Here is a 10,676-nt window from a genome sequence, read left to right as displayed (position 1 = left end):
GAGTACATGAGCATTCCGAGCCCCGTTTCAACGCAGTATGGGCGAGTGCAGATACGTTTCGTACAGAGCCTAGTGAAAGTCCCGGCTGCGCACATCCAGCCCCTGCAACAGCGGGCTGATGTCTTCCAGGCGCCGGGCGATCAGGTGCCGCACCCCGCTCTCCTGCTCCAGCCGCCCGCTCACCTTGAGCAACTTCGAACCTACCAGTTCGCGCCGTTGGCGCTCGGCCAGGTCGCGCCAGACCACCACATTGACCATGCCATGCTCGTCCTCGAGGGTGACGAAGGTCACGCCACTGGCGGTCTGTGGTCGCTGGCGCCCGACCACGATGCCGGCGACGGCGATGTTGTCGCCATGCTCGACCCCTGCCAGCTCCCTTGAACTGCGACACCCCTGCGCGCGCAAGCGTGTCCGCAACAGGGTCAGGGGATGCGGCCCGAGGGTGGTGCCCAGGGTGTCGTAGTCGGCGACCAGGTCTTCGGCAATGCTTGGTGCAGGCAAGGCCACCGCCTGTTCAAGTGTCGATCCGACTTCGGCGAACAACGGCAGTTGCGCCTGCACCGCCGCCACCTGCCAGCGCGCCTGGTGGCGGTCGCCGGCCAGCCCGCGCAATGCCCCGGCGTCGGCCAGGCGCGCCCGGGCCCGGCCATCGAGCCCGGCGCGCAGGCACAGGTCCTCGACATCCCGCCAGGGGCGCTGCGCCCTCGCCTGCTCCAGGCTCCGGGCATCGTCCTCGCTGAAGCCGCGGATCTGGCGCAGGCCCAGGCGGATGGCCAGTTCGTTCTCGCCCAGTGCCTCCAGGGTGCAATCCCACTCGCTGTGGAACACATCCACCGGGCGCACCTCGATACCCTGGCGGCGCGCCTCCTGCAGCAACTGGTCGGGGCTGTAGAAGCCCATCGGCCAGCTGTTGACCAGCGCGCAGGTGAAGATCGCCGGCTCATGGCACTTGAGCCAGCTGCTGGCGTAGCACAAAAGGGCAAAGCTGGCGGCGTGGGACTCGGGGAAACCGTAGCTGCCAAAGCCCTTGATCTGCTCGAAGATACGCTCGGCAAAGGCCAGCTCGTAGCCATTGCGCAGCATGCCCGCGATCAGCCGCTCGCGGTGCGGCTCCAGGCCGCCATGGCGCTTCCAGGCGGCCATGCTGCGACGCAACTGGTCGGCCTCGCCGGGGCTGTAGTCGGCGGCGACCATGGCCAGTTCCATCACCTGTTCCTGGAACAGCGGCACGCCCAGGGTGCGCTCGAAAACGGCCTTGAGCTTTTCCGATGGGTAGGTGACCGGCTCCTGTTCGAGCCTGCGGCGCAGGTAGGGGTGGACCATGTCGCCCTGGATCGGCCCCGGACGGACGATGGCCACCTCGATCACCAGGTCGTAGAACTTCACCGGCTTGAGCCGGGGCAGCATGGCCATCTGCGCCCGCGACTCGATCTGGAACACGCCCATGGTCTCGGCGCGGCCGATCATGGCGTAGGTGGCCGGGTCTTCCTTGGGCAGGGTGGCCAGCGTGTACTTGCGCCCCCGGTGCCGGGCGATCAGGTCGAAGCAGCGGCGCAGCGCGCTGAGCATGCCCAGCGCCAGCACGTCGACCTTGAGCAGGCCGACCATGTCCAGGTCGTCCTTGTCCCACTGGATCACCGTGCGCTCGGCCATCGCCGCGTTCTCCACCGGTACCAGCTGGTCCAGCGGCTGTTCGGAGATGACGAAGCCCCCCGGGTGTTGCGACAGGTGCCGGGGAAAGCCGATCAGCTCCCCCGCCAGCACCAGGATGCGCCGCAGCGACGGGCTGTGCGCATCGAACCCGGCCTCGGCCAGGCGAGCGGCATCCGGGATGCGATCGCTCCAGCGCCCGCAGCACTTGGCCAGGGCATCCACCTGGTCGGCCGGCAGGCCGAGCACCCGCGCCACATCGCGCACCGCGCCGGCGGCGTGGTAGCTGCTGACCACCGCGGTGAGCGCCGCCCGATGCCGGCCGTAGCGCTGGAATACGTACTGGATCACCTCTTCGCGGCGCTCATGTTCGAAATCCACGTCGATGTCCGGCGGCTCGTTGCGCTCGCGGGAAAGGAAGCGTTCGAACAGCAGGCGGTGTTCCATCGGGTCGAGCTCGGTGATGCCGAGGACGAAGCACACCACCGAGTTGGCCGCGGAGCCGCGCCCCTGGCAGAGGATGCGCTGGCGACGGGCGAAGGCGACGATGTCGTGGACAGTGAGGAAGTAACTCTCGTAGCCCAGTTCCTCGATCAGCGCCAGCTCCCGCTCCAGCACCGTGCGCACCTTGGCACTCGGGCCCTGGGGCCAGCGCTCGGGCAACCCTCGCCGGCACAGCTCGCGCAGCCAGCTGGCCGGGGTCTGCCCCTCGGGCACCAGCTCACGCGGGTATCGGTATTGCAACTGCGACAGGTCGAACGTGCAGCGCGCCGCGACCTGTGTGGCCTGCGCGAGCAGATCGTCGGGGTACAGCTCGCGCAACTGCTCGAGCGACCTCAGGTGACGCTCGCCATTGGCGAACAGGTACCGCCCCGCCTCAGCGACCGCGCAATGTTCGCGGATGGCGGTCATGCAGTCCTGCAGCGCCCGCCGTCCGCGCACGTGCATGTGCACATCGCCGCAGGCCACCAGCGGAATATCGAGCCGCGCCCCTAGCGCGCGCAGGTAGGCCAGGCGCTGGGCGTCGTCGGCCCCGCGGTGCAGGTGCAGCGCCAGCCACAGGCGCCCGGCGAACAGGGGCTGCAGCCAGGCCCCGGCGCTGTCGTCCGGCTCGGCCACCCACAGCGCCAGCAAGCCCTGGTGATAGGCCTCGAGGTCCTCGACGAGCAACTGGTAGCTGCCCTTCTGCGAACGCCGCCGGGCGCGGGTGATCAAGGCGCAGAGGCTCTGGTAGCCGGCAAGGTCCTGTGCCAGCAGGACCAGCTTCGGCCCCTGGTGCACCCGCACTTCGCTGCCGACGATCAACCGCACCTGATGCTGCTTTGCCGCCTGCCAGGCCCGGACGATGCCCGCCAGGGTGCATTCGTCGGTGATCGCCAGGGCGTGGTAACCCTGCTCGCGGGCGCGGCGGAACAGCTCGTCGGCACTGGAGGCGCCACGCTGGAAACTGAAGTTCGACAGGCAGTGCAGTTCGGCGTAGCCGGGGGCGCTCATGCGAACCAGCCTTGCAGCCACAACTGCCCCGGGGCCGCGAGGTCGCGGAAGGCCCAGCCGCGCAGGCCATCACGGGTTTCGATGCGGTAGTAGTCGCGCCGCACATCACCACCGTCCCACCAGCCGGACTCGATGCGCTCGGCCTGCCCGAGCAGTTGCAGGCCGGTCTCGGACAGCGCCTGAGGCACCGGCAGCAACCAGCCGGGGCGCCGACCAGGGGCCATCACCAAATGGCCCTGCCCACCCTGCTCCACCCCTTGCCAGGCACACTCGGGGCGATGATCGGCCTCGGCACGCAAGCCCTTGACCGCGTCATCGCCCAGCCGCGCACGCAGGCGCTCGCGCAACTGGTCCCAAGGCTGGGCCTGCTGCGCACGCGGGTCGAACAGCGCCTGGTGCTGGGGCACGAACGGTGGCAGGTCGGCGGCCAGCAGCCGCAGGTTGCGCACCGGCGCCGGTATGCGCAGCGGCTCCAGGCGACCACGGGCAAGCTCGAACAACAGCGAGGCGTCACGCTCGGCGGCCAGCAGGCCGACCTTGAGCACGGTGTCGGCGCCTTCGGCATGCTCAAGGTGCAACTCGAACCGCTGCACGCCACAGTCACGCCCGGCGAGGAAAGCCGCCAGGTCGTGGATAAGACGACGCAGGGGGAACAGCAGCGCCTGGTGCGACTCGACGTCGAAGTTCAGCTCCAGCCGCGCCTCGAAACGGTCGGGCGGCTGGTAGAAATCCAGCCCCAGGCTACGCAGGCCGAGCAGTTGGTCCAGGTGCAACTGCACCTGGGCGCTGAAACGCCTGGCCAGGGCATCACGGGGCAGCGCCAGCACCTGCCCGAGGCGGCGCAGGCCCATGCGGGCGAAGGCTTCGGCTGCCTCGCCGGGCAGGCCGACACGCTCGACGGGCATGTCGAGCAAGGCGGCGCGGGTCGCCTGCGGGCAGGTCAGCGCCAGGCCATCATGGCCATTGGCGAGCATTCTCGCCGCCACCGGGTTGCTGGCCAGCACGATGCGCTGGCGCAAGCCGAGTGCCGCCAGTTCCTGGCGCAGGCGCGCCTCGAACGACGGCCACGGGCCGAACAGTTGCAGGCTCGAGCCCACCTCAAGCAGCAGTGCACGGGGATAGTGCAGGCTGACCTGGGCACTGAAACGGTAGGCCCAGGCCGCGAGCAACTGCTGCAACTGCTCGATACGCGCCGGCTCGACCTCGATGCAGGTGAAACCGTCGGCCAGGGCGCGGGCGGCGGTCAAGGCCTGGCCGGCGCGCAGGCCCAGCGCACTGGCTGCCAGGTTGACCGCCCGCAGCACGCGGCGCTGCGGCGGCCCGCCGAGCAGCACCAGCGGCGCCTCGGGGTCGTCGCGCTCGCGCAGGGCAGTGTCCAGCGCCAGCTGGGGTAACAGGATGCAGGCCCAGAGCATGGTGCATCACCCCTGCCCTGGGCAGGCGATGGGTGTGGCAGGCGGCAGGCCGCCCCGGCACTTGAGCACGCGCCATTGTGCCGGGCGCAGGTCGAGGGCGATGCGCAAGGCGGCGGGCGATGGGTTCAGCGCGGCCTGTCGCGGGCGACAGGCGAACGCCAGCGCGTTGCCGGTTTCCGCGGCCACTTGCAAACGCCGCAGCGCCCGATCATCGGCACGCTCCGGCCAGCACAACACCGCGGCGCAACTGCCCGAGCGCAGGCACTGCTCGGCCGCCCACAGGGCGTCGCCGGCCTCGGCGTCGATCTGCACCAGCCAGCGCAGGTCGACCCCGGCAGCCTGCCAAGCCGGTGCATAAGGGATGAACGGCGGCGCCACCAGCACCACCCGCTGCCCTTCCCCACTCAGCCGGGCAAGCGTAGGCCAGAGCAACTGCAACTCACCGCAGCCGGGGCTGGCCAGCAGCAGCTCACTGAGCGACGCCGCCGGCCAACCGCCTTCCGGCAGCCGACCATCGAGGGCGGCATGCCCCGTGGGCTGCAGGCCCTGCGGGCGCGCCTGGGCCTGCCGCCCGCGCCATACCTGGCGCTGGTCGAGCAGCCGGTCGAGTTCGACCACCGCGCCCATCAGTCACGCCTCAGCAAGCCGCAGAACACGCCTTCAATGAAGAACTCGCGCTCGGGACTGACGTCGATGGGGGCATAGGCCGGGTTGCGCGGCAGCAGGCGATAGCCGTCGCGGGTGCGCTGCAGGCGCTTGATGGTCACCTCGCCGTCGAGCCGGGCGACCACGATCTGCCCGTCGCGGGCCTCGCCCTGCTGGCGAATGCCGACCAGGTCACCGTCGAAGATGCCATCGTCGACCATCGAGTCGCCGCGCACCTTGAGCAGGTAGTCGGGGGTACGCCGGAACAGGCTGGGGTCGAGCAGCAACTGCTCGTGGATATCGAGATCGGGCCCGATCGGCGCACCGGCGGCAACCTGGCCGAGCACCGGCACTTCGAGGATCTCGGGCCGACGCAGCGGCTCGGCCAGGCGGATACCCCGCGCCTGGTTGGGCGTGACGTCGATGAAGCCGCCCTGGCTCAGGGCGGTGATGTGCTTGCGCGCCACGCTGCGCGAGGCGAAACCGAAGCGCTCGGCGATGTCGGCCAGTGATGGCGGCTGGCCTTGATCGGTGATGCGCTCGCGGATGAATTCGAGGATGGCGCGGCGTTTGGGGGATAAATTGTCCATGGAGCACATTTGTACTCCTTTCCGCAAAAGCTGAACAGACCCCTTCGTCGCCGGCCCTCCTCGCCCAGGCTCAGTAACGAATGGACAAGGCGATCGCCTCGTTTGGCGTCTGGTGTTTCTCCAGCAGCGCGAGTACGTCCTTCTTCAGTTGCGCCTGCTTGTCGATCAACGGCAGGTCGCGGAACTTGTAGTCCAGGTCGGCATAGCTTTCCGAGACACCGGCATTGAGGTGGTTCTTGCCGAAGGTGTGCACGATGTGCTTGGACTTCCAGATGTCGTACTGGCTGAACACCTGGTCCGCTGGCAGGTGCTTGGCGACCGCGAACGGCAGCCGGGTCAGCAGGCAGTAGTTCATCTTGTACTTGTGGAACTGGTAGTGCTCCAGGGAGTGGACGAACGACACGTACCAGATATAGGTGGCGATCACTTCGATGTTGAAGGCCTTGTCATTGGCCTGGCACGGCAGGTTGACATAGCGGCACAGCTCGGCGACCCAGTTGTTGATGTAGGGTTCGGAGCCGTCGCGCAGCAGGTCGTCGTAACTGGCTGTGACGAACTTCAGCACCGCCGCGTAGTAGTCGCGGTACTGGGCGTTGAGCGCGTGCTGGCCATTGAGGTACTGGTCGAACGGGATAGCGAACTTGATCTCGAATTTCTGGGTCAGCGCCTGGTCTTCGGTGTCGCGCTTGTTGTACATGTTCAGGGCGTTTTCATAGCCGACCTTGTAGAAGGTCTGCGCCGAGTAGTAGCCGATGCAGCTGTAGAGGAACTTGTCGGCGATACCTGTGGTTTCGCGCAGTGACAGCGGCGATTCCTTGAACTGGTGGTTGAGCATCAGGATATAGGCGGTGTGCGGGTCCATCAGCTTGTGGAAGTTGGAATCCTTGGGCACCAGGTTGAACAGGAACGCCGCGCCCATTTCGGCGAAGAACAGGTGGTGGTGCAGGTGCGCGCCGAGGATGAAGAACACCATGGTGTTCGACATGAAGTACACCTTTGCCAGGTCCCAGTGCGGCTCGCCCGGGCCGACGCTGAAGCCGTCGCGCAGGGTGATGCGCATGCTGTCGGTGGCGAAGTCCTGGGCGATGGAAATGCTGGCCACGTCGAACACCGAGCTGGACAGGCGGATCTCGCGGGTGAAATCACGCATGTCGAAGGTCGACACGCCATCGATCGTCTGCAGGTAGTGGGTGATCTGCGACGACATCAGGAAGACTTTCAGGTCCTCGTCGGAAATCGCCGTCGGTTGCGGGAACTGGCCCAGCGGTACTTTGTAGTAGTCGCGGTTGGCCTTGATGATCGACTGGATGTAGTTGTGGTAGACCTTGTCTTTTCTCCAGCGATAGACCAGTTCGGCGGGCAGTTTCTTGGGGATGTAGCCCATGTGGTAGTCAGTGCCCGGGATCGCCGTGCTCTCCATCGAGATGGAGTCGCGGTTGTAGTGGCGGTAGCCGAAGTAGCGAGGCAGCAGCCATTTCAGCTGCACCCACTTCCAGGCCAGGAAACTGGCGCTGAGGTTGATCGCGTACAACGACAGCAGCAACGGTACGAACTTTACGTAATACAGGCCGATGTACACATGCTTCAATGGCTCGGCGCGGGTCTTGCTCATCAACAGGATCACCGGGCTGGCGGTGATGAAAAACGCCAGCAGGATAACTTCCAACATGCTTCACACTCCTTGTTCGATCGCTTTGTTCTTCTTGCGGCTTGCGCCGTAGCTGTACAGGCAGGCGCCTGTGAAAATCACGTTGACCACGCTCCAGGCGAGCGCGGCGTCGGGGCTGTACCAGGTCGTCAGGTCGAAGGCCGGCAGGTTCATCAGCGGGGTGTCGCCGGCGATGGTGCGCACGAACAGGTAGAAGCCGAAGGTGTAGGCGCGGGCCTGGAAGTACAGGTCGGAGCGGCGCAGGAGCAAGGCGTAGGCCACCGGCGCCAGCAACAGCGGCAGTGCGTAGCCGAAGGTGGTGATCCGCGCCGAGTACAGGAAGCACAGGTTCCAGGTGGTGTACAGGTAGGGCCAGTAGGCAGGGACGCGCACCACGAAATCGTGATGACGGCCAGAGATCTCCCAGTGCTGGCGCGAGTACGGCAGGCACAGGATCAGGCCCACGGCGGCGACGATATTGAGCACGTTGCCGGTTTGCCAGTCGATCACCGAGGCTTCGATGATGTTGAGCACGATCACCACGTAGATGAGCTTGTAGATGAAACCTTCGATTTTCGGCCTGTACCTGGCGTAAGCCAGGAAGCACATGGGCAGCAGCACGCTGATGGTCTTGATGCGCATGAACAGGTTGGCGTTCGGCACCAGCAACGCCGGCAGCGACAGCACGAAGAAGGTCAGGCCCACCAGGCGGTAGCGCCTGAACAGCTCGGCGACCAGTAGAAAGACCGCGAAAAGAACCAGCATCAACAACAAGGTGTTCGGCATGAGGTGTTTCCCTACTCATTCATGGATCGACGTGGGGCAGGCGCGAATGCCAGGCACGGCAAAGCCTGCCGCGCGCGGCGCCAGGCCAGAGGCCCGGTACCGTGGAGCAATGGACGGATTACGTGGGTGCGGGGTTTGCCAAGTGGGCCGCGACGCGGCCTGGCTCAGGCCTTGCCGAGCACGTGGGCCTCAGCCTCAAGCCATTTCCTGATGGCTTCGGGCATTGGCGCGGTAGTGGGTTCGACCTTGAGCTTTTCGGCGATCACCGCGTTGGCGACCAGGCCTTTACGACCGACCCAGGCGCCCTTGGAATAGCCAGTCACCACCACTTCACCGGCACGGTTGAAGAAGGTGTACTGGAAGTAGGTCCAGTTTTCGTCGAGGCAGCAGATGCTGAACTCGGCGGTGTACTGCTCGAACATGGAAAGTTGCTTTTTATAGACAACCAGATTACCGCCGAGCATGGGCTTCCAGCCCAACTTGAAGGCAGGAATGAGGATTTTCGCGCGCAGGCAAAGTTCCAGCATGAACAGATCGGCAATCGTCATGTAACGGCCGTTGTTCATGTGTTTATTGATATCTATATCGTTCGGCCAGACTCGCAGCGTTCGCTGCAGCGTGTCGGTCAGGGCCATCGGCGGCTTGAAGAAACCGCGCAGAACAGCCAGCAACAGACGGATGTAGAGATTCATCCGGTTATCCCTCCCTAGGATTTTTATTATCGTTCCCTGTTCGATCACCCGTTGTTTGTTCGGGTGGCCGCAAGCGGCGCGTTGCAGGCCTGCTTGTTTAATTCCGGAGCGGGGCGAAAGCTAACAGCTTTCACCAGGAGCAACCAGTGGCAACAGCCTCAATTAAACGGAAAAACGCAACTGAATAACCGGTCACGTTTGGACTTTATATCCAATTGATGCTGAAACGTTTGTTGCTTGATGAAATATCTATCCGTGGTGATGCACATCAGTCCGAGGTACTGCTCAGTGCCTGGCGTAGAGCCTCGGGCAGTTCAACCGGTTGCTTGCTATCGGGGCAGACGCATACCTGGGTCATGCTGGCGCGGAAACATGCCTCGCCACTGGCTCCGACCCCTTCCACAGCGAAACTGAACGATGTGCGGCCGAGCGGCCCGCTGCTGACGTGCACGCGGATCAGGTCGTCCCAGGCCATCGGCGCCAGGAACTCGATGGACAATGCCCGTGCCGGCGGCATGACGCCCATGGCGAACAGCTTGCGCAGGCCTTCGCCGCCCAGCTGATGGGAGAGAAACTCGTGGATCGCCTCGATGACGAAGTAACTGATACGCGGCGTGTAGACGATCCCGGCGGGGTCGCAATCGCCGAACAGGATCTTGCGGGTGGTAACGAAAGGCATGGGGTGAGTGCTCCGTGCAGTGGATGCCTGGCAGCCGATAGTAACCGTTCAGGGTCTCTTGGGGCTGGAGCGTTTGCTCGGCAGCCCCGCGCCTGTGAGCCTTGTGCCGAAAACGCGAAAGAACCGGCCAACTGCACTTTCCAATGCTGATGGCATAAGATGCTGCTGAATGGTTTCTCCCCCTTAAGGATGCCCGATGCTGACCGCCCTGCTGTTCGATCTCGATGGGACCCTCACCGATACCGACACCCTGCACTTGCAAGCCTTCCGCAAGTTGCTGCACGACCACGATGGCCGCGAGCTGACCCAGGAGCAGTTCAACACCCAGGTCAGCGGCCGCTCCAACGGCCTGCTGTTCGCCGAGCTGTTCCCCCAGGCCGACGCCGCCCACCGCCAGGCCCTGGCCGAGCGCAAGGAGGCGTTGTTCCGCGAACTGTCGCCAACCCTGACACCCATGCCCGGCCTGCTGCGCCTGCTGGCACATGCCGAGCAGCACGGCATCGGCATGTGCGTGGTGACCAACGCGCCGCGCCTGAACGCCGAGCACATGCTCGGGGCCATGGGCCTTGGCGAGCGTTTCGCTCATGTCCTGGTCGCCGATGAGCTGGCACGGCCCAAGCCTGATCCCCTGCCCTACCTCACCGGGCTGCAGTGCCTGCAGGCCCAGGCCGGCCAGGCGTTGGCCTTCGAGGACTCGCTGCCTGGCGTCAAGGCGGCTGTCGATGCAGGCATCTTCACCGTGGGCCTGGCCACTACCCAGCCGGCCGAACGACTGCTGGAAGCCGGAGCGCGGTTGGTGATCGAGGACTATGACGATCCGCGGTTGTGGGACATCATCGCGCGGATGCAGGCCACGGCCTGAACGATTGGTGCTTGTGGCATTGCGCAATAGGTCGGGTTGAGTCCTGCAAGCGCTCGAGCTGTTGCTGTTACTGATCAGAAGTCTATCCCCGAAGCCGCTAGCGACAGCTGCGTCATCCCAGGCGCCGCCCGTAACTTCGCGACTTCAGGAGGCCGAACGCAGGTCTTGCGCAGGGAGGTGACGGGCATGGATGCCCGTCAAGCGCTGCGCCCCAG

General features: G+C 65.3%; 9 protein-coding genes. 1 reads left to right on the top strand and 8 read right to left on the bottom strand.

The window, feature by feature from the left end; translation table 11 throughout:
* Positions 1 to 69: 69 nt before the first annotated feature.
* The 8 genes from ACODS9_RS26190 to ACODS9_RS26155 all read right to left on the bottom strand — a co-directional run bounded on the left by ACODS9_RS26190 (position 70) and on the right by ACODS9_RS26155 (position 9,599).
* Positions 70 to 3,144: an error-prone DNA polymerase gene (locus ACODS9_RS26190; protein ID WP_489095096.1), complete on the bottom strand. Its 3,075-nt coding sequence runs from the start codon at positions 3,142 to 3,144 to the stop codon at positions 70 to 72.
* Entirely contained in the window at positions 3,141 to 4,559 is a 1,419-nt protein-coding gene (locus ACODS9_RS26185) for a Y-family DNA polymerase (RefSeq protein WP_489095095.1), read from the bottom strand. Before ACODS9_RS26185 ends, ACODS9_RS26190 begins: the two co-directional genes overlap by 4 nt.
* A gap of 6 nt (positions 4,560 to 4,565) precedes the next feature.
* On the bottom strand, positions 4,566 to 5,186 hold the full coding sequence (imuA, locus tag ACODS9_RS26180) for a translesion DNA synthesis-associated protein ImuA (RefSeq protein ID WP_489095094.1): 621 nt from the start codon (positions 5,184 to 5,186) through the stop codon (positions 4,566 to 4,568).
* Entirely contained in the window at positions 5,186 to 5,794 is a 609-nt protein-coding gene (lexA, locus tag ACODS9_RS26175; protein ID WP_111532881.1) for a transcriptional repressor LexA, read from the bottom strand. Before lexA ends, imuA begins: the two co-directional genes overlap by 1 nt.
* A gap of 70 nt (positions 5,795 to 5,864) precedes the next feature.
* Entirely contained in the window at positions 5,865 to 7,463 is a 1,599-nt protein-coding gene (locus tag ACODS9_RS26170; protein WP_489095093.1) for a hypothetical protein, read from the bottom strand.
* Between the two features lie 3 nt (positions 7,464 to 7,466).
* Complete coding sequence (locus ACODS9_RS26165; protein WP_401108321.1) at positions 7,467 to 8,228, bottom strand: hypothetical protein; 762 nt, start codon at positions 8,226 to 8,228, stop codon at positions 7,467 to 7,469.
* Positions 8,229 to 8,392: 164 nt separating this feature from the next.
* Positions 8,393 to 8,920 carry a thioesterase family protein gene (locus ACODS9_RS26160; protein WP_052752599.1) on the bottom strand — a complete coding sequence of 176 codons (528 nt, stop codon included), beginning with the start codon at positions 8,918 to 8,920 and terminating at the stop codon, positions 8,393 to 8,395.
* 268 nt (positions 8,921 to 9,188) lie between these two features.
* Positions 9,189 to 9,599 carry an acyl-CoA thioesterase gene (locus ACODS9_RS26155; protein ID WP_401108318.1) on the bottom strand — a complete coding sequence of 137 codons (411 nt, stop codon included), beginning with the start codon at positions 9,597 to 9,599 and terminating at the stop codon, positions 9,189 to 9,191.
* A 196-nt stretch (positions 9,600 to 9,795) separates the two neighbouring features.
* Between ACODS9_RS26155 and ACODS9_RS26150 the strand changes: the two genes are divergently transcribed.
* On the top strand, positions 9,796 to 10,461 hold the full coding sequence (locus ACODS9_RS26150) for an HAD family hydrolase (protein WP_489095092.1): 666 nt from the start codon (positions 9,796 to 9,798) through the stop codon (positions 10,459 to 10,461).
* The last annotated feature ends 215 nt before the right edge of the window (positions 10,462 to 10,676 follow it).

The organism is Pseudomonas sp. FG36, assembly GCF_057809275.1.
This window is presented reverse-complemented; position numbering and strand designations above follow the sequence as displayed.